Source organism: candidate division KSB1 bacterium (assembly GCA_024655945.1).
Taxonomy (GTDB): Bacteria; Zhuqueibacterota; Zhuqueibacteria; order JANLFK01; family Oleimicrobiaceae; genus Oleimicrobium.
Genome location: JANLFK010000015.1, coordinates 23,142 through 49,259, shown reverse-complemented (window position 1 = coordinate 49,259; position 26,118 = coordinate 23,142). Strand labels below are relative to the sequence as shown.

Sequence of the window (26,118 nt, the reverse complement as noted above, 5' to 3'; positions counted from 1 at the left end):
CCGCTTCTGCTCTGCAGAATCTCCGCAAACGCAAGTTTCTGACCGGAAACGCCCTAACCCACTCTTCTGATGCGCCCTTCGACCTTGGAAGAGACGCGCGGGTGCTTCTTGATGTAGTCGATGACTACCTCGGACAGCACGAGGCCCGTGTTCTGCGGGTTCCTCGGCTCGAAGCCCATGTACCTTCCGGCCTGACCGTAGATCACAAAGTCCACAGTGACGCCGCGGTAGGTGGCCCGAGGATTGATCGGCTTGCCGCCTACTGAGGCGCTCACCACGCGCACCACGCTATCGGCCACCTGGTAAGCGCAGGTGAGGCCTGACACCTGCATGAGGCCGCCGCGTCGCCAGGCGACGTTTCTGGCGTTGAACTCCAAGAAGGTGAGGAGCTCCTTGCCTGTGCACTCGAAGGTCACCAGGGTGTTGGCAAAGGGGAGGAGCTCGACAATGTCCAGTTTGCGCAGCGGGCCCGCCTTGATGCTCTTGCGAATGCCGCCGCTGTTGATGGTGGCAAAATCGGCGTCTACTGCCTTGCGCATCACGTCGGCGACAAAGTTGCCCACGTTGCTTTCGCCGTACCGGGACCCACGCCAGTCGGTGAGAAGGCGGCCTATCACTTGCCCGTAACCCTCGTCGATGCGCTTCTGATAGCCCTCGACCAGCTCCGCCATGCGCAAATTGGGCGTGCGCACGCTATCGACCAGGAGGGGGATGAGTGACCCGCGGAAACTCACCACCGAGTCGGCGGCTACTTGCAGGTCGAGGCGACCCAAACTCTGCAGGTTCGAGCCCGTCTGCGCCACGATGACGCCGTTAACTTTCTGGGGATTGGGGATGCGCGTGTGGCTGTGGCCGCCAATGATGACATCCGCGCCGCGAATGGCGCTGGCTAAGGCGCGATCCTCATAGTCGCCCTGGTGCGTGAGAAGGATGATGAGGTCGGTCACTGGGTCCAGCTCGTCAATGGCTCGCTGCGCTGCCTGCACGACCGATTCCACGCGCAGTCCCTCCACCTGTCGCCGTGCCACTTCGTCAAAAAGTTTCTCCAGAATGAGGCCAATGACGCCTACCCGCAGAGAGCCCACCTGGTAGACCTTGTAGGGAAGCAGGGCGAAAAGCGAATCGCCGCGCCAGAGGTTGGCGCACAGCACGTCAAAGTCGGCAAGGGCGATGAGCTTCTTGAGATTGTCCTGGCCGTTGTCGAACTCGTGGTTGCCTAAGGCGGCGGCGTTGTAGCCGACGAGGTTCATCATCTCCACGAATCCGCCGCCGCGCGCACCGTGGGCCTCCATGCTTGCCAGAGGAGTACCGGTCATATAGTCGCCAGCATCCAGCAAGAGGGTCGGTTTCCCTTCACTCCGCGCCTTCTGCACGAAGTAGTCCAATGCCACCATGCCGCCTACCTTGGTGCGGCCCTGCTCCGGCGAGGAGGGCAGGAACTGCGCGTGCATGTCGTTGGTGTGCAGGATGACAAGCTCCGCCGGGGGCGCTTGTGCACCAGCGGAGGTGAGTGTCAGAGCGGACAGCGCAAAGACCAGCCACCTGCGTGTGCTCATCAAACTCGTCCTTTCCTCAGTTGAAGACGTGTGCAGCAACCATTTGCTTCGGTGAGGTCACACCAAGATAGAAAACTCCGCTTACATTTGCAACCGAAAAGTGTGCGGCGCGGGGGTCGCGTCGTGTTTGGGCTTGATTTTGACGGAGCATTTTGGTAACTTGACAGCCGTCAGACAGACAGAAGGTGGCATGCGAGGAGCGAACTTTTCCCGAGGAGGACCCGCTATGTACCCCCGACTCATGCTCATCGCGCTCATTGCTGCGCTGGCAGTGGCGTCCTGCACGTCCAAGAAGGCCAAGGAGTGTCCGACCCTGACAGCAGAACAGATCGAGGCACTCAAAGAGAAGGTGAAGGCAATGCCCCTTGAACAGCTAAATGCCAACGAAGTGGCGGTGATGACCACCAATTTGGGTACGATGGTCATCGAGTTTTTCCCGGACAAGGCTCCTGTGCACTGCGCGGCCTTCAAACGACTGGTGAACGCCGGCTTCTACAACTGCACCAAGTTCCATCGGCTGATCAAGGACTTTGTGGTACAGGGAGGCGACATCCTTTCTCGGGACGCAGATCCACAGAACGATGGCACCGGCAATCCGGGCTACACCTTGCCTGCCGAGTTCAACGACGTGCCGCACGACAAGGGCATCCTTTCCATGGCGCGCACCCCAGACCCGAACAGCGCCGGGAGTCAGTTCTTCATCTGCCTGTCACGGCAACGGACTGCCTTCCTTGACGGCCAGTACACTGTGTTTGGCAGGGTGATCCAGGGGATGGAGGTGTTGGACAAGATCAACGCCTTGGAGACGGTGCAAGTCAATCCTCAGCTTGCGGTGCCCAAGACGCCGCTCTTCATCCAAGAGATCCACATGGAGCAGCGGTAGATGACGCGCCGCCTTGGACTAATCGTCGCAGGTTTGCTGTCGCTTTTCGGTCCCCTGGACAGTGCCATGCCCGGGCGCGCGGGGGGCCAGCGGTATTGGATCTTTTTTGTCGACAAGGGTCCTGTGTCGGAGTCGGAGGCCCTGATGAAATCGGGCGCGGCATCGCAGCATCTTTCGCCGCGGGCGCTCGAGCGGCGGGCCAAGGTGCTGCCAGCCCAGGCGCTTGTCGATGAGAGGGACCTCCAGGTCTACGAGCCCTATGTGCAAAGGCTCCGCGCATTAGCAGTTGAGCCGCTGGTGAGTTCGCGGTGGCTGAACGCGGTGAGTGCCGCGGTGGACACGGCGCAGCTGGCGACGGTGCGCGGCCTGCCTTTCGTGAGAGCGGTGCAGCCGGTGGCTGTGCGGTTGGCGAGGCCAGAGCCTGCGCCGCTCGCAGAACAGCCCCGACTGGGCAAAGGCCTGGAGCACACCCTGGATTACGGCCCTTCCTACGAGCAGAACAGGCTGGTGCGCGTGCCTGAGGTGCATGACCTGGGCATCGACGGCACGGGGGTGCGCATCGGCATGTTGGACACCGGCTTTCGCCACCAGCTCAACGAGGCCTTTCAGCGCCTGCGCGTGGTGGCGGAGTTCGATTTCATCAACGGCGACAGCGTGACCCAGAACCAGGAAGGGCAAGACGCCGCCAACCAAGACCAACATGGTACCGGGACGCTGTCGGTCATAGGCGGTTTCAGCCCTGGACGGCTCATCGGACCCGCCTTCGGTGCCGAGTACCTGCTGGCCAAGACAGAGTATGTGCCCAGCGAGACGGCCATCGAGGAGGACTTTTGGGTGGCGGGCATCGAGTGGCTGGAGGCCATGGGGGCTGATGTGGTCTCCAGCTCCCTGGGTTATCTTGATTGGTACACCTACCAGGACATGGACGGCAACACCGCGGTGACTACTCGCGCCGCCGACATTGCCGTGGGTAAGGGGGTGGTGGTGGTCAACAGCGCGGGCAACGAGGGCAATAGTGCCTGGCGCTACATTATCGCCCCGGCCGACGGGGATAGCGTGATCGCAGTAGGGGCCGTGAACAGCAGCGGGGTCTTGGCCTCGTTCAGTTCGCGGGGTCCTACTGCCGACGGGCGCACCAAGCCGGACGTGGTGGCCATGGGGGTGGGGGTGTACATGGCCGGCCCGGTGCACGCCACGGACTTTCGCATAGGCAGCGGTACCTCCTTTTCCTGTCCGCTGCTCTCAGGAGTGGTGGCGCTGATGTTGGATGCTCACCCATACCTGACGCCCATGCAAGTCGTCGAGGCGCTCAGGAGGACGGCCGATCGTGCGCAGAGCCCGGACAACGACTATGGCTGGGGTTTGGTCGACGCCTGGAAGGCCCTTCTCTACTACGGCCCGGCTTTCACGCCACGGCCATGGGTTGCTTCTCGGTCAGGCGACACGGTGGAGGTGCGCCTGGCCGTGGCTGGCGAGCCGCCTATTGTGTCCGATGGCGTGGCCGTGCTCTGGGGCCGCCATGCGGCAGCAGCCGACCAGCTGGTGTACATGGTGCCGGCGGAAAAAGAGCATCACTTTTTCGCCGAACTGCCTCGTCCGGGGGAGGGCGATACGCTCTTCTTGTACTTTGCCGCTCAGGATGTGCGCGGCAAGGTCTTTGTGCACCCACAAGGGGCTCCGCAGAACCTTTTCTATCTGCTGCCAGGCGACTCCGCTCTGCGCCTGGTTCATCTGCCAGGGGATTCCTCGGCGCCACCATCGCCACTGGTGCCGGTGAGTTTTCAACTGCGTGCCCTGTATCCGAATCCGTTTCCAGCAGGAGATCGGAGATATGTGACGATCCAGATTGAGCTCCCCGAGCCCGCGGTTGTTTCCGTGAGCATCTACGACCTTGTCGGGCGACGAGTGGCGACGGTGGTGGACGGGCGCCCGCTACCGGCGAGAGTGCATCGCTTCACCTGGCATGGCAATGATGACGCGGGAAGGGCGCTGCCGTCAGGCGTCTACTTCTGCCGGGTGGAGGCCGGGGATAGGTGGCGCGTGCAGAAGGTGGTGAAGGCGAGGTGAGCTTGCTCGCCAGCAGGAAGTGGCGAGAGGGCGGTAAGCGGGGCGATGGTCGCAATTGTCTCTTGAAAAAGTGGCAAGAAATTCGTACATTAGAGCTGAGGGAAGGAAGGTGCGGCGGGACGGTGAGGAGGTGGCCGTGGACAGTGAGGCAGCCCGCTACCAACGGAACAAGTTGCTCTTAGGGATTGCGGAGACGGTGCTCTCATGGGCCGTCCTGCTGGGGTCGGTGCTCAGCGGTCTGACCGTCCGTCTGGAAGGAGTGGCGACCGCAGCGTGTGCTCACCCCTATCTGTCCTTCCTCCTTTTCGCATGCCTGGTAGGGTCCGCGCAGCTCGTGGCCGTCTCTCCCTTAGAGGTGTGGCGGGACTTTTTCCTTGAGCGGCGCCACGGCCTGTGTACGCAGGGCTTCGCTCAGTGGTTGCTTGAGCAGGCAAAGGGTGTAGCGATTGCGGCGATGGTAGGGGCGCCCGCGTTGTTCTTGTTCTTTTACCTTTTTCGTACGTTGCCCACTGCCTGGTGGGCCCCGTATGCGGCGGCAATGGTGGCGATAAGCGTCGTGCTTACCGTGGTTGGGCCGCGCCTAATCTTGCCGCTCTTTCACCGCTTCCAGCCCATCGGTGATCAGGAGCTGCAAGAGCGGCTATCCCGCCTGGCTTCACCGTTGGGCGTGCGCGTGAGTGAGGTGTTGCGGTTTGACCTCAGCAAGAAGTCGCGAAAGGCGAATGCGGCACTGGTGGGCATGGGGCGAACGCGGCGCATCGTGGTCAGCGACACGTTGCTTGACCACTTTACACCGGCGGAGATCGAGAGCGTGGTGGCCCACGAGCTCGGCCATCACGTGCACGGCCACCTGTGGAAGATGCTGGCCGCAACTGCAGCTCAGGTGACCATGGGGCTGGGGGCCAGCGCGTTGCTCTATGGCTGCCTGGTGACCAGGGTCGCCGGCTCGCCGCATGGCTTTGCCTCCTTGCCGCTGTTGATTTGCCTTTTCGCGGCCTACCAGGTGCTCACCGCGCCTGCGCTGCATACGCTCTCGCGGCGCTTTGAGGCGGAGGCCGACCAGTTCGCCTTGCAACAGGGCTCGAGCGAGGCTTTCCGATCGGCCCTGGCGCGACTGGGGGTGATGAACATGTCCGATCCGGACCCGCATCCGGCGGTGGAGTTCCTCTTCTCCAGCCATCCGAGCTTGCGGCGTAGACTGAAGATGGCCACACGGCAAGCGGTACCGGAGCGCGGGGAGACGCTGCCGAGTGTTCCGGAGGCAGGACGGGCGTAGCGATCTTGGTTTGAACCACAAGGCGCATGGACCGAAGATGTTGAGGCAATCTGCAAAGTATCCAATCGCTGCCGAGCTTCTCAGCATCACGCCTGAGCAGATCGCCCAATTGGACCAGGAGTGCACGGGCGGCCGCGGCTGGGAGTTTTACGCCAATGGCTTCGTGAGCGGCGCGACGGTCTTTCGCAACACGCTCATCGGTCAGGTGCGCGAATTCGCGATGGTCAACATCGTGGAGATCAAAGTGCGGGGGCGGGAGATCTACACTTCCTGCACCTGCTCCCACCGCGGTGGCATCTGCAATCATGCATTGGCGCTTCTGTACTCCTGGATCAACGATGGGGAGAGCTTCCTGGACGTGGGGGAGTCCATGGACGAGCTGGAGAAGTTGGACAAGGGCGACCTGCTGCGCATCGTGCGGCGCATTTTGGTGCGAGAGCCCAAGTTTCTCTCCCTCGCCCTCGGTCGTGACGCCGCCGATGATGATGACTCCCTCCTCGAGGACGACCCGCTGTTCGACCAAGAGGTGGAGTGAAGCGCGGCGTCTGGGCGCGTTCGCACCGTAGGGCGCAAGGCCGCAGTGCAGCCAGCGCAGGGTGCGAGCGACTCGGCGAATGCGGAACAATTGCGACGACTACCATCAGCAGGAAATGGGAAAGGCTGGTTCGGGAGCGCCATGAGAGGACAGGTCATTGCACGGCACATCGTCTTGCTGCTGGGGATTGGGTTGGTGGGTATGGGGGCGGGCATTGCCCTGCCCACGGGTGGGCCGGAGAGCGAGGAACTCTTCCCGGTGCCGCCCAACCTCAAGGCCAACGTTGACTTTTGGACGAAGGTCTACGCCGTCTACACCCGCCGCCAGATGCTCCTCCACGACGCGGAGCGGCTGGACATCGTCTACGAGGTAGTCGACCTCGATAGCTTGTGGCAGCACAGCCAGGGTTCTGGCTATGCCCGCCTGAGGCCCATCGAAAATGAGTATCGGGCCATTTTGACCCACTTTGACCACAACCCGCCCATCGATACCGGCGGCTTGCGAGGTCGCGAGAAGCGCGCCTACCTGCTGTGGCGCGACTGCCAGGATCCGTACAAGTACCGGAAGGCAGCGGCCAACCTGCGCTGGCAGCAGGGGCAGAAAGATGCGGTGATGGAGGGGCTGCGGCGCTCCGGACGCTTCTTGGAGGAGATGCGCCAGATCCTTCGTCGCCACAAAGTACCCGAGGAACTGGTCCATTTGCCCCTGGTGGAGTCGCTTTACCACCCTCGGGCGTACTCCAAGTCGGGCGCCGCAGGGATCTGGCAGTTCACGCGTAGCACCGGTCGCCTGTTCCTGAAGATCAACTATGACGTCGATGAGCGTTTTGACCATATCAAAGCGACCGAAGCTGCCGCCAAGTTGCTGAGAAAGAACTACGAGGAACTGGGCAACTGGCCGCTGGCAGTCACCGCATACAATCACGGCCTCAACGGCATGAAGCGGGCCCAGGAGCTGTTGGAAAGCTCCGACCTCGGCCACATTGCTGCAAACTATCGTGGGCGCGCCTTCGGTTTTGCCTCGCGCAACTTTTACGCGGAATTCCTGGCGGCGAAACATGTGATGGAGAATAGAGAGAAGTACTTCGGCCCAGTGGAAACGGAACCACCGCTGCGCTATGTGGTCTTCCGGGTGCCGCACTATGTGAAGGCCTCCACCTTGATGAGAAAGTTCGGCCTGAGCAAGCAGGAGTTTATGGCTTACAACCCTGCGCTGCGCAGCCCGGTGCTTGAGGATCGCCGCTATGTGCCGGAAGGCTACGAGCTCAGGTTGCCTCCAGAAAAAGCCAGTGTGGCCGAAGCCTTGTACGCAGAGATTCCCAAGGAGGAGCGCTCCGAAGAGCAGGTGCATGAGAAGACCGCCTCCGGGTACTATCGTGTGCGCGAGGGGGACAGCATGTGGAGCATCTCGCGGCGGTTCGGCGTGAGCATCCAGGAACTGATGGCCATAAACGGCATAGACGATGCGAAGCGGCTGCAACCTGGACAGCTGTTGTTAGTTGTGGCAGAGACGAAGTTGGCCCTGGTGCCGAAAGGTGGGGAACGTGAGGCGCAGGGAGGTGGTGCTGCTTCTGGGGCGCAGCCGCTGGTCATCGTGGACACCGCAGGCCAGCCAGCGGCAAGCACGAGAGCGCCGGCTTCCACTCCTGTGGCGCCAGCTGGCCCTTACGGACCGGCGGTGCGCCCGGATACCTTCTACGTGGATATTCCGGATCCGGTGGGCGGGACGGTGGTGGTGCTCAGCGACGAGACTATCGGCCACTTTGCCGATTGGCTTAACCTGCCGGTGCGCCGTTTGCGCAACCTGAACGGGCTCAAGGCAAACGAGGATATCTACATCGGTCAGCGCATCCTTGTTAACTTCAGCAAGGTGACCGTCGAGGAGTTCCGCCGCCGCAGAATCGAGTACCACCAGGGGATTCGGGAGGACTTTTTCCAGCGCTTCCGGGTGGACAGCGTGCGCACCCACCAGATCGTGGCAGGAGAGAACGTCTACTCGCTGTGCAGGGACGTGTACGACGTGCCCTATTGGCTGGTGGTGGACTACAACGTGGGCAAGGATCTGCAGAAGCTACGTCCGGGCGACATTGTTCGGATCCCGCTGGTCTCTGCGATAGACGGAAGGAAGACAGATGCTCGCTCGATTCTGTAGCTGGTGGCTGCTGGTCCTCGGCGCCCTCAGCTGCACGCCGGCCAGAGAGCCGGCCCCTGCTCCGGTGGAAAGCGGCCTCGACGTGCTGGTCGCCAGCGACTGCTCTTTGCTCAAAGGTAAGCGCGTGGGGGTCATCACCAATCACACGGGCATCGACCGGCAAGGGCGCCACATTGCCGATCTGCTCCATGAGGCAGCTGGGGTGACGTTGAGCAAGCTGTTTGCCCCGGAACATGGCATCCGCGGCACTGCGGAAGCCGGGGCGCAGATCGGTGCCGAGGTGGACGCCAAGACCGGCGTGCCCATCCTCAGCCTGTACGGCGAGACGAAGAAGCCCACCCCCGAGATGCTCAGTGACCTGGACGTGCTGGTGTTCGACATTCAGGACGTGGGCACGCGCTTTTACACCTACATCAGCACTATGTCCTTAGCCATGGAGGCTGCCGCCGAGCAGCAGATCCCTTTTGTGGTGCTCGATAGACCCAACCCCATCGGGGGCGTTATCGTGGAAGGGCCTGTGTTGGCACCGGAGAATCGCTCCTTTGTGGGCATTCATCCCATTGCCCTGCGCCATGGGATGACGGTCGGCGAGTTGGCGCGCCTCTTCAATGAAGAGGGATGGCTAGCCGGCGGCAAGAAGGCAGAGCTCACCGTGGTGCGCATGAGGAACTGGCGACGTCACATGCTCTTTGCCGACACCGGCCTCCCGTGGGTCAAGCCGTCGCCGAACATCGTCTCGCCGACGACCGCCCAGCTCTACCCTGGCATTGGGCTGTTGGAAGCGACCAACGTGGCCGAGGGGCGCGGCACGCAGGCGCCTTTCGAGAACATCGGTGCGCCGTGGATCGACACGGCCAAGCTCCTCCAGGCCCTGCAGCCCCACTCGTTTCCAGGCCTGGCATTCGCTTCGACCTCCTTTGTGCCGGTGGACTTGCCCGGCATGGCGACCAATCCCAAGTACGAAGGGCAGCTCTGCAAGGGTTTGCGGCTGCGGGTCACCAGACCAGAGTCCTTGAGAGCGGTCGATGTTGGCATTCACCTTATTGCCGCGCTGCGGGACCTGCACCAGGACAAGTTGACTATCCGCGAGCCAGGCATGCGCCTCATGACGGGCTCCACGCCAGTGACCACCGCCTTGCTGCGTGGCGACGCGCCGGAGGCCATCATCGCCTCGTGGAGTCAAGAGCTGCAGGCCTTCCTCTCCTTGCGCCAGAAATACTTGCTTTATGATTGAACTCCGTCGGCCGTCCTCTCGGGGTTGCGCGTGGAGGCTGTGCGCCGCGTGAGTGAGCCCCTGCCCCAGTTTCCCAAGCTGCGCCTCATCGATGCGACGCCCGTGCGCCACGGCGGTCGCAACATGGTGGCGGTGCACGACCTCACTCACCTCTCCGACGGTGTGGTGCTGGTGTCAGAAGACGTGGCCTATGTGCTGCAGTTCATGGACGGCCACCACTCCTTGTTGGACCTGCGGGCGGCCTACATGCGTCGTTTCGGCAGCTTTCTTTTTGAGGAGCAGCTCAGCCAGCTTGTCCGCATGCTGGACGAGCAGCTCTTGCTGGACAACGAGCGCTTTGCCCAACATCGGAGGGAAGTAGAAGAGGCCTTTCGCCGCGCGCCGGTGCGCGAGAGTGTGCACGCAGGGCAAAGCTACCCCGCTGAGGCGGATGAGCTCCGCCGGCTGCTAAGCAGCTTCTGCCAGGGCGCCACGGACGAGCGCCCCGGTGGGGGGCCTTTCCAACTGGACCAGCTCAAAGGGTGCGTGGTGCCGCACATCGACCTGCGCGCCGGAGGGCAATCCTACGGCCGCGCCTACCGCGAGTCGCTGGCGGCGGGCAAGGCCGACCTTTACGTTGTGCTGGGCACCAGCCATGCGCCGCTCCCTCCTCTGTTCGCCGGCACCATGAAGCCATTTCAGACGCCGCTCGGAGTAGCCCGCACCGACCAGGGTTTCATGGAGAGCCTTGCTCGCCAATGGGGCGACGACCTGTTCGCCGATGAACTTGCCCACCGCAGCGAGCACACCATCGAGTTCCAGGTGCTCTTCTTGCAACACCTGTTTGGTGCCGAGGTGCAGATTGCCCCAGTCCTCTGTTCCTTCTCCGCGGAGCAGGTGCTCGGGGAGGATGGCGCCGGCGCGCGTGTCCGTGACTTTGTGCAGGCGCTGCGGGGCGCAGTGCAGAGCTTCCCTGGGCGCGTCATCGGGCTGGCCAGTGCCGACCTGTCGCACGTCGGGCCGCGCTATGGCGATCCGTGGGCGGGGGACAGTAATCGCCTCGCCCTTGTCCGACGCCACGACCAGGAGTTGCTTCAGGCCGTAGCCAGCGGCGACGCCGGGGCAGTGGCCAGGGGAATGGTGGCATCGCAGAACCGTTTCCGCGTGTGCGGATTTCCGCCCATCTACACTCTGCTGCAGGCGCTGGACATCCGAGGGGGAGCCGTGCTCGACTACCGCCACGCCGTGATGGACGCGCAGGGGTCGGTGGTCACCTTTGCGGCGGTGGCACTGTTCTGAACTGCCTGGGCGGGCAGTGCGCGGAACCTGGCAAACCGAGCAGGCCCAGCCTCCGTGCATCCCGAAGCTGGCCTTGGCGGGTTTTCGCGAGCAGACTCCCTCGCCCATTTCCCCGAACGGGTCTTGATTTTCCCACTCTTTTTCTTGACTTCCTTGGGCGAAGGTCGTATATTATGGCCGAACAGACGGTCGCGTGCGGCCTGAGGACCGCCGCGCGCCAAGGGAGAACTGCACATAGCCTCGGAGGCGGCCATGTCCTACACACTTCCCGTCCTCGCATTTGTCGCGGCTGCTGGCATTGGCGTGGTGGTGTTGGGTTGTGTTATGCTCCTGGGCATACTCAGAGGGCGACAGAATCCGCTGTCCTACATGCTTGGCGGCGCCGTGTGCATCGCCATTGGTCTTTGGGTGTATCACCTTCGCACGCCAGGCACGGTGAGGCTCGACCAGGGCAAGCTGACCTTGAAGGTGCCTATGTATCGCGAGCGCGTGCTCACCGGGGCTGACGTGGCGAGAGCCTGGGTGGAAGATCTGCATCGCGGCAACCCCTGGCGCCCGGTGAAGAAGAAAAGCGGCACAGTCACGCGCACCGTGCGCAGCGGCCATTTTGTCTTGGCCAATGGGCGGCGTGCCTTCGTGGTGACGGAAGGCAACAAGGTGCTCTGCGTCGAGACAAAGCAGGGGGAACTCTACCAAGTTGGGATCCCCGAGCTCGAGCAGCTGGTGCGCCTCTTCTCTGAACAGGTGCACCCGGTGGGACTCGAGTTCGACGTGCCCGAGCCGACAACCGCCGCCAAAGGTTGAGCGCAGAGTCCCATGCAGTTGCCTTTCTGATTCTCACGCAGCCAGGGGAGAAGACAGGCGATGGAGCATGACTACCAGCAGATCCTGGTGGCGCTGACCGCTGCCTTGGGTCTGGCCTTCACCATCGAGCGTGTGCTGCAGGTGGTGAAAACGCTTTTTGACAAGGTGCTCTTCCATGCGCAGGAGTTAGCTCCACAGGCAACCGAAGCCCCGGAACGGCTCATCGCAGCGATGCAGGCGCGCCATGAGCGTGACGCCCTCGACCTGCAGGTGGAGGAGCTGGAGGAAATCCGGGCCAAGCTCAGCAGGGAAGGCGAGACGTTGCCCAAAGCGCTCAGGGGCTCGCTCAGCGCGCGATTGGCCGAGCTGGAGAAGTTGCACCTCGACACGAGCAAGACCGAGCTGGAGGAGAAGTGCCCGGAGGGCACAGCGCTTGTTGACGAGATGCCGGCTCCCGACCGCCTCAAGGTCTTGCGCACCTTCTGGATGCAGATCCTCGGCGCCTTTGCGGGGGTGGTGGTCTGCTCTGCGGCGCACTTTGGGCTCCTGGCCAGGCTGATGGGGGCACGGGCCGGCATCCCACTGCGCCTGGACTGGGTGCTCACCGGTGTGCTCATCGGAGCTGGGGCGCAGCCCGTACACTTTCTTATCGAATTCATCACGCGGCGCAAGATCACCAGTCTCAAGTCGCCTCCAGCTGAAGAGGCCGCTGCCGTCGAGGAGAAGGCGCGAGCTCCTCAGAGCGCAGCTCCTGTGCTTTCGAGCCAGGGGGTGATAGGCGTCCCCTACTCCGGTGGGATCGACAGGGAGGCGTTGGAGCACGTGCACCTGCGGCCCGCCAACCCGGAGCTCATCGTCTTCCATCACACCGGCATGCACAGCGACACCACCTTCAACGATGTGGTGAGTCTGATCAAGCAGAAGGGGTGGGTGACAGGCTACCATTGCGTAGTGCTGAAGGACGGCTCTATCCATACCTTCTGCCGCTGGGATCGTTACGGCAATCATGTGCGGGGCTACAATCTGCGCTCTTTGGGCCTCGCCCTGAACGGCAATTTCGAGACTGACCCAGCCCAGCCTTTTGCCAACTACGACGGCAGCTATGGCCTGCGCTCGCCCAGCGACGCCCAACTGGATGCGGCAGCGCGCGTCGTGGCACTGTGGACGCTGCTTTATGACATTCCTTTGGCCTTTGACAGTGCCATCGTGCCCCATAGCGCGCTGGTGGCCACCAGCTGCCCCGGTTCCAATTTTCCCCTCGCGTTGTTCCAGGAACTGGTAGCCGGCTATGGCCGCCGGTGGCAAGAGTCAGAAGAGGCGCGTCGAGAGCTGGCCCTCTTCCAGAAGAAGCCTTTTCTCTACGTTTGAACCGGAGGAGCCTGGTCATGGAGAATCAGACCACGACTGAGGTCATTCTGCACGTGACCTACCTGTACTTGCTCATTCTGGTGTTGGCTCTGCTTGTGGAGCGCATCATGGAAGTGCTGATGGCCTGCTACGACATGCTGGAGTACAAGTTCGGCTGGCATCGCTGGTGGCAGAAGCGCGCGGAGAGGTTACGCCTGCGACTTGCGCAGCGTGCCGGGGGCGGGGCCTTGTACCAGGCCAGTGATGCGTCCGCCCTGTTTTACCTGATCAGGGACGTGCTGCTGGGCAAGAAGGCGGGGCACTCGGGGCTGGTCCCGATCATCAGTCCGCAGCTCGTTCGCCATGCAGCCATTGCGGTGACCACCCGGGTGGTGGCCAGCCTGCTGGGGGTCGCGCTATGTGTGGTCACCACAATTGACGTCGTGCGCACCTTCAACATGGATTTGCAGATCGACCGCCTGGAGAAGTTGCCCGCAGCGGTGACCATGCTGGTCAGCGGCATCATTGTCGGCCTTGGCTCGGAGCCCGTGCACAGCCTGATTCAGGAGGTCGAGCGTCGGCGCAAGCGCAAGGAGGCGCAGGCCGAGGCAGGCGCGGCTGTCCCGGAGGGGAGGTAGTCCATGGACGCCTACACCATGGCGTTGCTCATCGTTGGCGCGCTCATCTTGGGCGGTGTCCTTTGGCAGCTCCGCGTGAGCGTCAAGGCGGGAGTGGTGTTTGTGCTGGCGGCGTTAGCTGCAGTCCTCGGCTTCTCCGTGTTTGCCGAGGCCAGGCGGCGACGGCTCCTCAAGCAGCTGCAGGCCAGAGAGGCGGAGTTGGCAGGACTGGAGCGGCGATTGGCAGAGCTGCAAAAGCAATATGCGCTCTCGGCACAAGAGGTGCGCGAGGCGCAGGAGGCCATGCGCAAAGAGCGGGTCGCCTACATGCGGCGCATCCTCATGCTTGAGGCCGAGAAGGAAAAGCGCGTGGAGGCCATCGAACGCATGAGCCCCGAGGAAGTGCTGGAAGCATTCGGCAGGGCATTTGGCAACAGGCGGTAGGCACGGCCCGCATTGCGCAGGAGGTGGATACATGCACGGACACCGACTACATCCCTTAGCCACCATGGCCGGCGCGGCGTTGCTGGTGGCAATTGTCGCACCCTGCCTTTTTGGCCAGAGGTGTGCCGTGTTGGACTCCAGCGGCGGCAACTTTTTGGTGAACATTAATGGCCAGACCTACCTGGCCGTGCCCATGGCCACCGCGAAAGAAGCGCTCAAAGCGCGCGAGGAGCTGAGCGCTGCCTTGAGTCGTGCCCAAGCGGCCGATTCCCTCCTGGCCTGCTACGAGCGGATGAACGCTGCTTATGAGCGGCACTTCCGCCTGCAGTCTGCCCTCATCGAGCAGACGCAACAGCTCTACGCGGGCTATAGGCAGTTAGCACAGGACTATCGGCGCATCAAAGGCGAGGCCTTTTTCCGTTTCGAAGCCGGTGTGGGCGCGGTGCGCGACCACGATCGGGACGAACTGGTGCCGGTCCTTCTGGTGGGCGGCTCCATGGGCCGCCTGGGCGTGTGGGCCTTCCTCGACCGGCGCGACTCTGGCTTCATTTTTGGCGGAAACCTCCCGGTGCGGTGGGGCGGGCTCTTTTGAGCCGCCTTGGGGTCAGCAGAAGTGCCGCAGGCGATGCGCGTGGGGGCAGCAGGCCCGGCTCTGGGTGGCCGGCGCCGGAGCACGACCATTGAGCGCCAAGAGCGAGCGCGGGGATGGCCGGCAACAGGCGGAGAGCACTTGCTGCGAGTGGAGAGAAACACGCCTCGCAGGTGCACGCGAGTTTGCATGAACCATAACACCCCGGGAGTTGGGGATAGCCACGGGCTGTTTGTTCAGGCACAGACCAGGCCAATGCGTATGGGGAATCGCTGTTGTTGTCAGAGGGTGCGGGAAAGCCTCCTGCTTCTCGCGTGCAGGGAGTGGGCCACAAGCTCATAAGCAGGCGCGTGACTGCGCATGTCCCGGCCAAGGGCATGTCTCACGATGGCCCTTTGGTCGGAGCGGGGACGCAGGCCTGCGCCAACAGTGAACAGGCATACCTGTCTGCGCGAATCGGGTGCATGGACGCACATGCCCGGCTCCCCCTCCGGCTGTGCAAGGAGGGCCGACAATGAGGAAATCGTTTCTCCTGATTGTTCTGTCCTGCCCTTTGCTCCTTGGGGCAGAGAACCCCCTGCCTCGAAGCGGATCACAGGTTTCTTCCCACTACAATTACTTTGCCGCCAACCGCATCTCGTGTTCCATCCATGATAATGGCACCTTCGCCCGTCATCCCACTACTGGGAACTCTGACTTCTCCCTCGATGGCGTTGAGCTCATTTGCACCTCCGGGATTTGGGTGGGCGCGCTGGTTGATGGACAGATGCGCGTCTCGAGCGCGGATTTCGTGACCGACTTCTGTGGCGGTGCCATAGGGCCTACTGGTGAGCCTTTCGGCAGGGGGGATTCGACTTTTCGCGTCTACAAGATCTCGCGGGGCGATAGCCCTGTGACCAACCCTGACTATGCCCAGTGGCCCATTGCCGGGGGTGCCCCCAGCGACGAGCACGGCAATCCTCTCCTTTTGGGCGATCAGACCTTATGGTGCTCCTTTGTCGATTCGTATCCGGAGGAAAGAAGTGCCAACATCTGTGCACCCTTGGGGGCGGAGGTCCATCTCATGGTGTGGGGGTGGCGAGAAATCGACAACATCATGTTCTTGGAGTGGAAGCTGCACAACAGGAGCTCCCATTTGTGGCAGGATTGCTACATCGGTGCCTATGCGGACCCCGACGTGGGCATGGCGAATAATGACTTGGTGGCCAGCGACAGCACCCTGTCCCTGGTATACGCCTTTGACGCTCCACAGAGGAGGGACCCGTGGGAACGTGTCAAGCACGCCGTTGGCTATCAGATGCTGCAATCCCCTCTCATACCGTCACCAGGAGACACTGCCTTCACCTTCTCCGGTCCCCGGATAGGCTACAGCCACGTGCCGGTATACTCGCCGCGAGCTGAGAAACACGTTCCGCACGAGTGGGCGGACATAAGTTACCAGCAGACGACAACCGCCCTGGAGATGTACCGGCGGCTGCGGTGCCTGGCTACCAACGGGGAGGCGGCGGTGGACCCCTCTACTGGCCGCACCACCACATGGGCCACCAAGGGGATCCTATCTTTGGACTGGGGTGGCTCGATTATGGCGCAGAGGACAGAAGGATGATGCTCTCCTGCGGGCCAGTGGACGTGGCCCCGGGGGATAGTGCTACAGTCGTTTTAGCGATCATCGCGGTGAAGGATACCGCTGAACTTCAGGCGGTGGCGACCTTGAGGCAGGAAGCCGAAGCGCTGCAATGGGCTTTCCGCCACGGCGCAGGGCTCTTTTGCGGCACGCCGGCCACTGCTCCTGGTGCCGATTCGCTGGCCATGCCGGTGCACCTGTTGAGCTTTGCCCAGGTAGAAAGGCTGAGGTTCACGCTGAGTTTCGAGCCGCGACTATTGCGATTTGCGGGGGTGGTACCTTCAGAAAATGATCTCCCCCTGCACGTTGTCACCCACCCGGTGGACGAGGGGACAGTCGCTGTGGAAGTGAGTTTTTCGCCCGGAGCACTTTCGCCCGCGGGCAACCATGCTCTGCTGAACGCTCTTTTCCAGGTAGCCAACGAAGCCCTGCCGGCTTGGATCCCCGTTCGCCTCCTGGAGGGTGAGTACTGGACGGTGCTGGCAGGGGGGTGGCCTGCAACACCTCAAGCGGGCTTATCCGCGTGACAGGAATTCCCCCGGCCTTGCTCCAACCGACGCTCTACTTCCTCAGCCCGGCTGAGGGGGAATTTGTTGACGCCTTGACTACCTCCTTCCGGTGGGGCGCCTTGTGCCCCTACCCATGGTACATCGATCGCCAGTTCGAGCTTTGCCTGTGGCCGCCCATGCGCAGCTGGTCCACCGAGCGAGTGTTTCTGGAGTTTCCCACTACCTCGCTGCTCTCGGCAGAGGCCCCTTCGGGCACCTATCACTGGACGGTGTGCATCAGCAGTCCTGCTGGCCGCTTCGCCTCTCCGGACACCTTTACCATGAGTCTCCCGACGGCAAATTCCCTGCAATTCGCCAGTCTGCAAAGTCGGTGCCGCCTCTCTCTCGGTCCCAGCGAGCGGGTGCAAGCCCTTGCCGCGGAGGAGCCTTTTCTGTACGTCCTGGTGCGAGACACGACGGCCCCTTCTAAGTACGAGGGCTGGAAGCCGGCGGTGATCGCCGTCCACCAGGATTCCTGCCAGGTGTGGAACATCCAGGAGATCCGCGGCTCCGAAAATGACCCATTTGCCATTGGCAATGACCGCGCCTTTTTCGTCTATACCCCTGTCCTGTACGCCTACTCGGTTTCTCCTGATAAGGTTTTTACCTTCCGGCAGTTTCTCTCGTCGCACTGGTTTTATAATTTTCGAGACCTCGTGATCTGCGGCGACTATGTGATTGTGCTCAGTGAAAAGTCGGATCGGGGATCGATCATCGTCCTCAACGCGAGCGACTTGGGCAGAATAAGGCAGGCTGTCACGGTGCCGTTGCTTGGCTGGCGTCTTCCGCCCAGTCTTGCGGCGGAACGCATCGACAGCCTTCTCTTCTTGCCGCCGTACCTGTATGTGGCCAGCGGCGATTGGGGCGTGTTCGACATGTCCAATCCGGAGATGCCCCGGCTGGTTGCCCATGTGCCCGATGCGGGCAGGGTCAAAGGGATCTCGGCGATGGGAAACCGCCTGTGTACATGGGGTGCAGACAGCGCGGTCAAACTCTACGACGTCTCCGCGCCGGCCTCGCCGCGCCTGCTGCACAGCGAAATGATCGGCGCTGTATGGTCGGTGGTCTGCCTGGGAGAGCTGCTTTGTGTGCAGTATGCGGGAGGCATACACCTGGCCGAGTACCGACTCGCAGGGCCCCTGCGCCTGCGAGGATTTTTCCCTTGCTCGGTCTCGGGCGTCGCCATTACCAAGGACCATCTCTACGTTCCCTCTGCTGACGGGAGCGCTGTGGAGGTGTACAAAAATCTCAAGACTGGGGTGGCCGGCGAGAGGGCCACAAGCGTGGGGGCTCAGCTCGAGATAGAAGACCCGTATCCCAACCCGTGCAACGCCGCCAGTCATTTTCGCTTCTCTCTGCCCAGCAAGCAGCATGTCCGGGTCGACATCTTCAATGTGCGCGGCGGGCTGGTGTGCAGGCTCTGGGAAGGAGTGTGCGCTCCTGGCGAGCACCTGATGAGCTGGGACGGCCGCGACAGCAAGGGCGAGCTGGTGGCTTCGGGGGTCTACCTCGTCCGCCTCGAGGCCGGGAAGATGCAGGTCACGCGGAAGCTTTTCTTGGTCCGCTGAGCTGCTGGGTGAAGAGCCGCGCCCGGTTGGCACGAGCAGGGCAGCCCGGGACCTGCTCCGTGTCGTGGGCTTGCCAGCTCGTTGTTCCTGGGCATGCCCCGAGGGATTCGTTTGTCAGGAGGGTCTCCCAGGCGGTCGAGCCAGTGGCTGCCAGGACCCCTCGTGCGACGGCCATCAGCCCCGTTGGTAACCGGTGTTCAGGCGGATTGCATGGTCGATAGCGGGACGACCTATGTCGTCGCGGGCGCGGTGGCGTTAGGAGCATTGGCGGCCGCTCGCGGCGGATGGCATTGTTCGCGAAGGTTTCGGAACGTTGCCTCGCCGATTCGCGCTCGCTGGCAGGTCGCACCATGGCCAGGGAGCACTCGCCGAACGAGGACAGTGGAGCGCACAGTAGGTCTTCCCTAATCGTTTAGTCGCCGATCAGCCAGAGGACGGTCCCTGCCGGGGCTGAGGTCGGGCCGATCCGGGCAAAGGGGCCGCCCAAGAGGCGTCGCCTCATGGGCTATTCTGGTGGCGTGGCTGTGCGCTTGCGCCCTTCGCGCGGCTGCTCGAGGAAGAGTTCGGTGGTTGGGTTCTTCAGTCCAGGAGGAAGCTGAGAGAGATGCGTCCCCGCTCCACGTCGAGGTTGAGCACCTTGACGTCCACTACGTCGCCGACGGACACGACTTCCAAGGGGTTCTTGACATAGGTGCGCGCCATTTGGCTGCGGTGCACCAGGCCGTCCTGTTTAACGCCGATGTCCACAAAAGCACCAAAGTCGACCACGTTGCGTACCGTGCCCTTCAGAACCATTCCCGGCTTCAGGTCTTCGATCTTGAGCACGTCCCTGCGGAAGATCGGTCCGGGCATATCTTCCCGGGGATCTCGACCTGGGCGCGCCAGGCTTTCCACAATGTCGGCCAGGGTCTCTGTGCCGCATCCGCAGCGCACTGCCAGCTCCGCGACGGTGAGGCCGCGCTCCTGCATGTGCTTGCGCACTATCTCACCCTTGTTCTTCACTTCATCAAGGCTCAGGCCGAGCTCCTTGACAAGCTTTTCTGCGGCGGGGTACGACTCCGGGTGGACGGCAGTGGCATCCAAGAAGTTGTCGCCATCGAGAATGCGCAGGAAGCCGGCCGCTTGCACAAAGATGTTTTCGCCAAGCCCTTTGACCCTCTTGAGCTCCTCGCGCGTGCGGAACGGGCCGTGGGCATCGCGATGGGCGACGATGGCCTCTGCCACCCTGCGGTTGATGCCGGCCACATAGCGCAGCAGGGCAGGGGAGGCGGTGTTGACATCGACACCCACGCGGTTCACACACGACTGCACTACCCAATCCAAGGCCTCGCCCAAGCGCGCCTGGTTCACGTCGTGCTGGTACATCCCCACCCCGATGGACTTGGGATCGATCTTGACCAACTCTGCCAAGGGATCCAAGAGGCGGCGGGCGATGGACACGTTGCCCCTCATGGCGGCGTCCAGCTCGGGAAGTTCCTGGCGCGCCAGCGGCGAGGCGCTGTACACCGAGGCTCCTGCCTCGTTGACGATGGTGTAGACAACCGGGCGCTCCTCCTCGGCGATGACTTCGCTCACCAGAAGCTCCGTCTCCCGGCTGGCGGTACCGTTGCCAATGGCCACAATGTCCACCGCATGGTCGTCGATGAGCTCGTGCAGCACCTCCTTGGCCTCGTTCCACAGACGCTGCGGCTCATGCGGGAAGATGGTCTGGCCTTCTAAGTACTTGCCAGTGGCATCGATGACTGCGACTTTGCAGCCGGTGCGGTACCCTGGGTCGATGCCCATGATCACCTTGCCGCGAATGGGGGGTACCATGAGCAGATGGCGCAGGTTCTCCGCAAAGGTCTGGATGGCCTTCTCCTCGGCCCGCTCTGTGAGCTGGGCGCGCAGGTCGCGCTCGATGGCCGGCGCCAGCAGCCTGTGATAGGCGTCATCGATGGCAGCCGCAAGGTCTTGCACGAAGATGGAAGCACGGTTGGTGATGTAGCGGGCGGCAATGGCGGCGAGCAACGGTTCGGGGTCGATCTCGACCCGCACGCGCAGCACCGCTTCGCGTTCGCCCCGGTTGATGGCCAGAATGCGGTGCGGCGGAATGCCGCGCACCGGCTCGGCATGCTCTGCGTACATCTCGTACACGCCGGCGTGAGCCGGGCCTTTGGCGGCAGTGCGGAGGAGTCCCTTCTGCCAGGTTGCCTGGCGCAGCATCTGGCGCACGTCCGCATCGTCGGCCACTATTTCGGCGACGATATCCCGGGCACCGCGCAAGGCCTCCTCTGCGCTCTTCACCCCCTTTTCCGGAGCGACGTATGAGGCGGCGATGGCCACACGGTCGCCGCTCTCCACCTCTTGCGCCAGAATGACTTGCGCCAAGGGTTCGAGGCCCTGCTCCCTGGCCACGGTGGCGCGCGTGCGCTTTTTTGGCTTGTAGGGGAGGTAGAGGTCTTCCACCTCCTGCAGCTTGGTGGCGGCAAGAACGCGCGCCTCGAGTTCAGGCGTCAGCTTGCCTTGCTCCTGAATGCTGCGCAGCACCACCGCTTTGCGCTCCTCCAAGTTACGGAGGTAGCGGATGCGCGTCTCAATGGTGCGTATGGCCTCTTCGTCCAGGCTACCGGTCAGTTCCTTTCGGTATCTGGCAATGAAGGGCACGGTGTTGCCGGCATCCAGCAGCTCCACCGTGTTCTTCACCTGACGCCAGCCTAAGCGTAGCTCTTCTGCTAAGACCGTGATGAGAGCATTTTCATCCATGACCAACTGACCTCAAGACATCGTGCCCGGCGCGAGCCCAAATAGCCCTGCTGCGATCGTGATTTGGGGCATTTCTGCTGGGCGGATGAACACAGCCAATTTACCTCGTTTGCCTGAGCACGCGCGTGAGCAATGCATGCGCCTCTTTGCCATCGAAAGCGTGCGGAGCGCGCTGGCGCACCTGTCCCATGAGGTAGCGGAGCTTCTTGGCCTCGGCCACTGAGGGGTCGGCGACAAGGTTCTTGTGCTGGCGCACCACCTCTGCCACGGCCTTGCGCAGCGCCTGCCTGTCCTGTCCTGCGCGCTGCATCTGGGCCAGCACCTGCTGGACGGAAGCACCTTCATTGCGCAGCAAGGCCTCGAAGGTAGTGGTCAGTTGCTGGGCGTTGAGCCGTGCCGCGGCAGCTTGGCGTAGCAGCTCGAGAAAGTGGTCGTTCAACAGGGAAGCTACCCGAGCGCCTCGCCTCTGGAGCGCAGGAGCCCGATACACCAGCAGTGCCGCTATGGTGCGCGGCGGAAAAGGGTCCTCTATGGCCGCCTTTTCAAAGAGCTCGGCGTAGGGGCTATTGAGGACTTGCTCTGCCAGCATCGGCGAGAGGCCCCATTGTTGGTAACGGGCCAGACGCGCCCAAGGCTTTTCCGGCACCAGGGTCTGCAGGCGGGCCAGGCGCTCGGGCGTGATGCGCGTAGGCGGATGATCTGTATCAGGGTACATGCGGTCCGGCCCGGGCAGGATGCGCTCAAAATCGGTGGCGCCGCCCGGGAGAGCCTGCCTCGTCTCGTTGGGCACCCCCTCGATGGCCTCCGCCACCCGTGCCCTGATTTCGTCCACTGCGGTGTTGGTGTCCGCGTCGCTGCCGTGGCAGATGCACACGGCGTCCTGCACCGACATGCGGAAACGCTCCCGTATGGCCGCAAGCTCCGCTTCCCAGCCAGGGTAGTGTGGGTAGGAATCGGTGTGCACCAAGATCGGCGGCTGGTCCAGGCAGGCGATGACCCTCACTCTTCCGGCCAGCTCGTCGGCAAAGGTGCGCCCGGCACCCACGGGATGGTTTAGCAGGCCACGCAAGCCCACCAGCTTGATGCCGCGCACGATCTCGCCGCGCTGCACCGCTTCCCGAAAAGGCGCGAACTCCGAGTGGGCGAACAGGTCATTGAGCTTGTGGATCTCGAAGCGCAGAGAAGCGGCAAAAAGGCTGCGATGGCGCAGCGCGTCGCGCAGCTCAAGGAGCCGCCTCTGTCTAATGGCCTCGTAGTGCACCAGCGCCGGAATCAGACCTATCCTCGGCACGCCCTTGATTTCGCAGCGTGTGCCTCCGCTGATGCTGACGTTGACATCTTGGCGGACCGAGCCGATGCCGCGGCGCACCTTGCCTGTGGCCCTCACCACTTGGCTGATGAGCCGGATCCCCTCGGCAGCCTCTTGGGGGGTGTGCATGTCCGCCCCGGTGATGATCTCCGCAAGCGGCATGCCCAGCCGGTCGGTGCGAAAGGTGATGGTGTGGCCCACGTCGCTGACCTCACGACAGGCATCCTCCTCTAAGTTCACCTGCAGGATTCTTATCGTCCGCCCCTTGAAGGGCACCGCTCCGTCAATGCCCACGACCATGGTGCGCTGGAAGCCGGTGGGGATACTGCCGTCCAGGTATTGCTTGCGCGCCACGTGTACCTCGTCGATGATTTTGCACTCCAAGGCCAAGGCGATCTGGATGGCGATGTCCAGGGCTTGCTCGTTGACCAAGAATGGCGGCGTGTCGTCGATCTCATAGGTGCACACCGACTCGGGCTTGAGGAGGTAGACCACGTTCTTCTTGGTCTTGAATTCCATGAGGGCCGTGCCGTCGTAGGTGCCCATTTCGGAGAGGGTGGGGCGCATGTGCCTGAGGACCTCGGCCTGGTGCGCGCGCGAGTAGCGGCCCGCCGGGCAATGGCAAAAGAGCTTGCGCTCCGTGAGCAGCTGTTGGTGGATTTCCACTCCTACCTGTAGACCAAGTTCCTGGTAGTCGATCTGTTCGGGGAAGGTGTGCATAATGCCTCGGGTGTGCATAGTTGTGACCTGGCGACTGCCCGGCGTCACCTCCAGCAAGCCGGTGCCGACAGCAGGGAAAGGTAGAGCTCTTCGACTCGTGCCATCCACAAGCGGTGGTCGGCGCGCTCCTCGACAAGAAGGCGGTTGCGGCGCGCCATGGCAGCCCTCTGGCGCGGATGGCGCAGGAGCCAGACGATGGCCTCGGCCAGGCCGTCCACATCGCGCACCGGCACCACGAGCCCATTCCGCCCATGGTGCACCCACTCCCGCACATACGGCAACTCGCTAAGCACAGGCACGGAGCCGCAGGCCATGGCCTCAGTGAGGGACCCCGGCATCCCTTCTGAAGAGGGTACCGAGACAAACACCTCGGCCAGATGGTAGAGCGGCGCGATGTGCTCGTTCTGCACAGGTCCCAAGAGAACCACCGAGGCCTGCACCTCGAGTTCTGTCACCAGCGCGCGCAAAGCCTCCTCCTGCGCGGCGCTGCCGCGATAGGCGAAGAGAAAGACGACGTCGGGCACCGCTGCGCGCACCTTGGGAACGGCGCGGATGACGATATCCAGATTGTACACCTTGCCGAGCATGCGCGTGCTCAGCACCACCGGCCTGTTGCGCAGGCCCAAAGCCTGCCGCAGGCGTTCATCGCCGCGCTTGAACGGGAAACGCGCAAGCTCCAGTCCTGCCTGGACCAGATGGACCTTGTGCTCGTCGGCCCCTGCCTCCACCAGTTTCCGGCACAGGTCGGCCGAATTTGCGGTGAGCAAGTCTGCGCGGCGGATGCAGAGCTTGGTGAGGATGCGGTAGAACGGGGAACGATGCAGATCGACGTTGAGGTCTGATCCCCAGGCCGTGGCTACGAAAGGGCGCACGCCGCTGAGCATGCCGCTCCAGCCGTTTGCCGAGAGGTAGTGGGCGTGGAGGATGTCGACGCGCCCGCGGCGCGCCAGCTGGCGCACCCGCAAGGCGTTGTCGATGATGAGCGTCTTCGTGGCTAACTCCGGCCGGGCACGGACCACATGGCGGAGAGGGCCTTCTCCCGGACAGTGCAGGTGCACACTGGGAAGCGACTCGGCACTCACATGGGCAAGGGAACCCGGATACGGCAGAAGCGCCACTTTGTGTCCCACGCCCGCAAAGTACCTCAGCCAGCGCTGCACGTGGATCGCAGCGGGGTCACCCAGGTAAAGAAGTCGCAGCCTCCTCGCCACGGCTGTTCCCCGTTCATGCGGTGCGAAAGAGGGGTGCGGCGCCGTGCCGGAAGGAGCGACGGGCCCTCAATGCGGGCGCGAGGAGAAGACCTAAGGGTCTCCAGGGGCAGCGGAAGACCAAGGCCACCAAGCCAGAGCGCTGGACGGCAGACCTGCGCCCAGATCGCATGGCCGAACTGCGACGCCCTGCTGGAGCAGACATGTGCCTCATAGTCGTTCTTTCTCCCTTGTCGCTAGCGGATGCTGGAACCGAGTCTGCCCAGCGACCACCGCGTCCAGCACCGCGGCGAGCTCTTTGGCCAGGTGGCGACGGTCCAGGGCCGCCACTCCGGCTTCGTCGACCTGGGCCAGATGCAGACGTCTCTCTTGCCACATCTGGTACGCGTGCACCAGGGCCTGCTTGATCGCCTGCACATCGTTGGGGGCCACCACGCTCCCCACCCGCAGGCGGCGAATGAGGGCGGCGGCTTCCCCTTCAGGGGCCAATGCCAAGATGGGCTTGCGCGCGCCGATGTACTCGTACAGCTTGCCGGTGAGGATGCCCTTGTTGGCAGGCGCATCGTCGATGATGAGCAGCAATATGTCCGACGACAAGAGGAAGCGCAGGCTCTCCGCGTGCGGCACATAGGGCACAACTTCCACCAGTCCGGCGAGGCCGGGATCGCGCAGCATCTCCTCGATGAACCCACCGGTGCGACCCACGAAGCGCAGCAGCAGGCGGTCGCGGACAGCAGGCCGCTCGGCGATGAGCAATTTCACCGCGCGCAGTAGCGCCTCCGGGTTGCGGTGGCCGTACAAAGAGCCGGTGTAGGTGATGACCAGGCGGTTCGGCCGTGGGTGAGGCGTCAGACCTTCGTAGTCGGCACCGTCGTAACCGTTAGGCAGAATCCGCCAGCGCTGTTCGTAGAGTTTCGGGTGGCGGCTGGCCAAGTCATCTGCCACGCCCCGCGAAACGGCCAGGATCGCGTCGGCGCGTGCCAGCGCCTGGTGCTCCAAGAAGCAGTCAACAGCCCGGGGCAACGGAGGCCGTTGCGCTGCGGACAACCAGCCCACCCAGGAGTCCCGAAAGTCTGCCACCCAAGGCAGGCGGGTCACAAGCTTGAGACAGAGGCCGATCAAGTGGCAAGTGTAAGGCGGGGCGGAACTGTAGATGGCGGTAACCTGTTCCTGGCGCGCCGCGCGCAGCCCGCCATACACGGCAAAAGGCAGCCAGCCCAGGCGCGCGTCCGGGATAAAAACCCAGGCCCGCACCGCCTCTGCAAGCCGCTCCTTGAAGGAACGACGCTGGCGCTCGTCGCGGGTGAGCGAGGCGATATCCATGGCCTCATCCGGCCGCCTGCCCGTCAACCGCCGGTAGAGGCGGTACGGCTCCACGATGCGCGTGCGAAAGACGCGAGCCTCTGGCGGCACCTCCGCCTGCAGCGTGGGGTCAAAGGCAGGATAGTCGGCATCGCGGGCGGTGAGCACCACCGGCTGCCAGCCGCAGGAGGGGAGGTACTTGACGAATTTCAAGCTCCTCTGCACGCCTGCCCCGCCGCTTGGGGGGAAGTAGTACGTGACCACCAGCACCTTCTTCGGCCGAGGGTCTTGCCAGAGCGCTGAGGTCATGTCC

20 protein-coding genes are annotated in these 26,118 nt (G+C 63.1%); 15 read left to right on the top strand and 5 right to left on the bottom strand.

All coding sequences use genetic code 11. The features are described 5' to 3' along the window. Positions 1-53: 53 nt before the first annotated feature. Positions 54-1,556: a bifunctional metallophosphatase/5'-nucleotidase gene (locus tag NUW13_14700; protein ID MCR4440269.1), complete on the bottom strand. Its 1,503-nt coding sequence runs from the start codon at positions 1,554-1,556 to the stop codon at positions 54-56. A 226-nt stretch (positions 1,557-1,782) separates the two neighbouring features. Between NUW13_14700 and NUW13_14695 the strand changes: the two genes are divergently transcribed. The 15 genes from NUW13_14695 to NUW13_14625 all read left to right on the top strand — a co-directional run bounded on the left by NUW13_14695 (position 1,783) and on the right by NUW13_14625 (position 18,521). Then, a complete protein-coding gene (locus NUW13_14695) occupies positions 1,783-2,439 on the top strand; it encodes a peptidylprolyl isomerase (GenBank protein MCR4440268.1) in 657 nt (218 codons plus the stop codon). Further along, a complete protein-coding gene (locus NUW13_14690; protein ID MCR4440267.1) occupies positions 2,440-4,506 on the top strand; it encodes a S8 family serine peptidase in 2,067 nt (688 codons plus the stop codon). It begins immediately after the preceding gene. Positions 4,507-4,615: 109 nt separating this feature from the next. Further along, positions 4,616-5,782, top strand: coding sequence for a M48 family metallopeptidase (locus NUW13_14685; GenBank protein MCR4440266.1), 1,167 nt, complete (start codon positions 4,616-4,618; stop codon positions 5,780-5,782). Between the two features lie 37 nt (positions 5,783-5,819). Further along, positions 5,820-6,317 (top strand): SWIM zinc finger family protein, encoded by a 498-nt coding sequence (locus tag NUW13_14680; protein MCR4440265.1) that lies wholly within the window; start codon positions 5,820-5,822, stop codon positions 6,315-6,317. Between the two features lie 141 nt (positions 6,318-6,458). Then, positions 6,459-8,468: a LysM peptidoglycan-binding domain-containing protein gene (locus NUW13_14675; protein ID MCR4440264.1), complete on the top strand. Its 2,010-nt coding sequence runs from the start codon at positions 6,459-6,461 to the stop codon at positions 8,466-8,468. Continuing rightward, positions 8,449-9,702 (top strand): DUF1343 domain-containing protein, encoded by a 1,254-nt coding sequence (locus NUW13_14670; protein ID MCR4440263.1) that lies wholly within the window; start codon positions 8,449-8,451, stop codon positions 9,700-9,702. The genes NUW13_14675 and NUW13_14670 overlap by 20 nt, the downstream gene beginning before the upstream one ends. 48 nt (positions 9,703-9,750) lie before the next feature. Further along, positions 9,751-10,980 carry an AmmeMemoRadiSam system protein B gene (gene amrB, locus NUW13_14665; protein MCR4440262.1) on the top strand — a complete coding sequence of 410 codons (1,230 nt, stop codon included), beginning with the start codon at positions 9,751-9,753 and terminating at the stop codon, positions 10,978-10,980. Between the two features lie 252 nt (positions 10,981-11,232). Then, complete coding sequence (locus NUW13_14660; GenBank protein MCR4440261.1) at positions 11,233-11,784, top strand: hypothetical protein; 552 nt, start codon at positions 11,233-11,235, stop codon at positions 11,782-11,784. A gap of 60 nt (positions 11,785-11,844) precedes the next feature. Next, positions 11,845-13,152 carry an N-acetylmuramoyl-L-alanine amidase gene (locus NUW13_14655; protein ID MCR4440260.1) on the top strand — a complete coding sequence of 436 codons (1,308 nt, stop codon included), beginning with the start codon at positions 11,845-11,847 and terminating at the stop codon, positions 13,150-13,152. 17 nt (positions 13,153-13,169) lie between these two features. Next, entirely contained in the window at positions 13,170-13,769 is a 600-nt protein-coding gene (locus tag NUW13_14650; GenBank protein MCR4440259.1) for a hypothetical protein, read from the top strand. A 3-nt stretch (positions 13,770-13,772) separates the two neighbouring features. Next, a complete protein-coding gene (locus tag NUW13_14645) occupies positions 13,773-14,192 on the top strand; it encodes a hypothetical protein (GenBank protein ID MCR4440258.1) in 420 nt (139 codons plus the stop codon). Positions 14,193-14,223: 31 nt separating this feature from the next. Continuing rightward, complete coding sequence (locus NUW13_14640) at positions 14,224-14,784, top strand: hypothetical protein (GenBank protein MCR4440257.1); 561 nt, start codon at positions 14,224-14,226, stop codon at positions 14,782-14,784. 511 nt (positions 14,785-15,295) lie between these two features. Next, the gene (locus NUW13_14635; GenBank protein ID MCR4440256.1) at positions 15,296-16,387 is read left to right on the top strand and encodes a hypothetical protein; all 1,092 of its coding nucleotides are present in this window, start codon (positions 15,296-15,298) and stop codon (positions 16,385-16,387) included. Further along, positions 16,384-16,932, top strand: coding sequence for a hypothetical protein (locus tag NUW13_14630; protein MCR4440255.1), 549 nt, complete (start codon positions 16,384-16,386; stop codon positions 16,930-16,932). Before NUW13_14635 ends, NUW13_14630 begins: the two co-directional genes overlap by 4 nt. Then, on the top strand, positions 16,929-18,521 hold the full coding sequence (locus NUW13_14625) for a hypothetical protein (protein ID MCR4440254.1): 1,593 nt from the start codon (positions 16,929-16,931) through the stop codon (positions 18,519-18,521). Before NUW13_14630 ends, NUW13_14625 begins: the two co-directional genes overlap by 4 nt. A 579-nt stretch (positions 18,522-19,100) precedes the next feature. Here NUW13_14625 and NUW13_14620 read toward each other — a convergent pair. The 4 genes from NUW13_14620 to NUW13_14605 form a co-directional block, all read right to left on the bottom strand. Then, entirely contained in the window at positions 19,101-21,266 is a 2,166-nt protein-coding gene (locus NUW13_14620) for an RNA-binding transcriptional accessory protein (protein ID MCR4440253.1), read from the bottom strand. A 100-nt stretch (positions 21,267-21,366) separates the two neighbouring features. Continuing rightward, positions 21,367-23,295, bottom strand: coding sequence for a Glu-tRNA(Gln) amidotransferase subunit GatE (gene gatE / locus NUW13_14615; GenBank protein MCR4440252.1), 1,929 nt, complete (start codon positions 23,293-23,295; stop codon positions 21,367-21,369). 44 nt (positions 23,296-23,339) lie between these two features. Then, entirely contained in the window at positions 23,340-24,506 is a 1,167-nt protein-coding gene (locus NUW13_14610; GenBank protein ID MCR4440251.1) for a glycosyltransferase family 4 protein, read from the bottom strand. A gap of 207 nt (positions 24,507-24,713) precedes the next feature. Further along, on the bottom strand, positions 24,714-26,114 hold the full coding sequence (locus NUW13_14605) for a glycosyltransferase (GenBank protein ID MCR4440250.1): 1,401 nt from the start codon (positions 26,112-26,114) through the stop codon (positions 24,714-24,716). Positions 26,115-26,118: the final 4 nt, after the last annotated feature.

What these genes read in the sequence shown, in the direction of transcription:
- NUW13_14700 (MCR4440269.1), bottom strand. Translation starts at nt 1,556, where the DNA reads ATGAGCACACGCAGGTGGCTGGTCTTTGCGCTGTCCGCTCTGACACTC.
- NUW13_14695 (MCR4440268.1), top strand. Translation starts at nt 1,783, where the DNA reads ATGTACCCCCGACTCATGCTCATCGCGCTCATTGCTGCGCTGGCAGTG.
- NUW13_14690 (MCR4440267.1), top strand. Translation starts at nt 2,440, where the DNA reads ATGACGCGCCGCCTTGGACTAATCGTCGCAGGTTTGCTGTCGCTTTTC.
- NUW13_14680 (MCR4440265.1), top strand. Translation starts at nt 5,820, where the DNA reads ATGTTGAGGCAATCTGCAAAGTATCCAATCGCTGCCGAGCTTCTCAGC.
- NUW13_14675 (MCR4440264.1), top strand. Translation starts at nt 6,459, where the DNA reads ATGAGAGGACAGGTCATTGCACGGCACATCGTCTTGCTGCTGGGGATT.
- NUW13_14670 (MCR4440263.1), top strand. Translation starts at nt 8,449, where the DNA reads ATGCTCGCTCGATTCTGTAGCTGGTGGCTGCTGGTCCTCGGCGCCCTC.
- NUW13_14660 (MCR4440261.1), top strand. Translation starts at nt 11,233, where the DNA reads ATGTCCTACACACTTCCCGTCCTCGCATTTGTCGCGGCTGCTGGCATT.
- NUW13_14655 (MCR4440260.1), top strand. Translation starts at nt 11,845, where the DNA reads ATGGAGCATGACTACCAGCAGATCCTGGTGGCGCTGACCGCTGCCTTG.
- NUW13_14650 (MCR4440259.1), top strand. Translation starts at nt 13,170, where the DNA reads ATGGAGAATCAGACCACGACTGAGGTCATTCTGCACGTGACCTACCTG.
- NUW13_14645 (MCR4440258.1), top strand. Translation starts at nt 13,773, where the DNA reads ATGGACGCCTACACCATGGCGTTGCTCATCGTTGGCGCGCTCATCTTG.
- NUW13_14640 (MCR4440257.1), top strand. Translation starts at nt 14,224, where the DNA reads ATGCACGGACACCGACTACATCCCTTAGCCACCATGGCCGGCGCGGCG.
- NUW13_14635 (MCR4440256.1), top strand. Translation starts at nt 15,296, where the DNA reads ATGAGGAAATCGTTTCTCCTGATTGTTCTGTCCTGCCCTTTGCTCCTT.
- NUW13_14630 (MCR4440255.1), top strand. Translation starts at nt 16,384, where the DNA reads ATGATGCTCTCCTGCGGGCCAGTGGACGTGGCCCCGGGGGATAGTGCT.
- NUW13_14620 (MCR4440253.1), bottom strand. Translation starts at nt 21,266, where the DNA reads ATGGATGAAAATGCTCTCATCACGGTCTTAGCAGAAGAGCTACGCTTA.
- gatE (MCR4440252.1), bottom strand. Translation starts at nt 23,295, where the DNA reads ATGCACACCTTCCCCGAACAGATCGACTACCAGGAACTTGGTCTACAG.
- NUW13_14605 (MCR4440250.1), bottom strand. Translation starts at nt 26,114, where the DNA reads ATGACCTCAGCGCTCTGGCAAGACCCTCGGCCGAAGAAGGTGCTGGTG.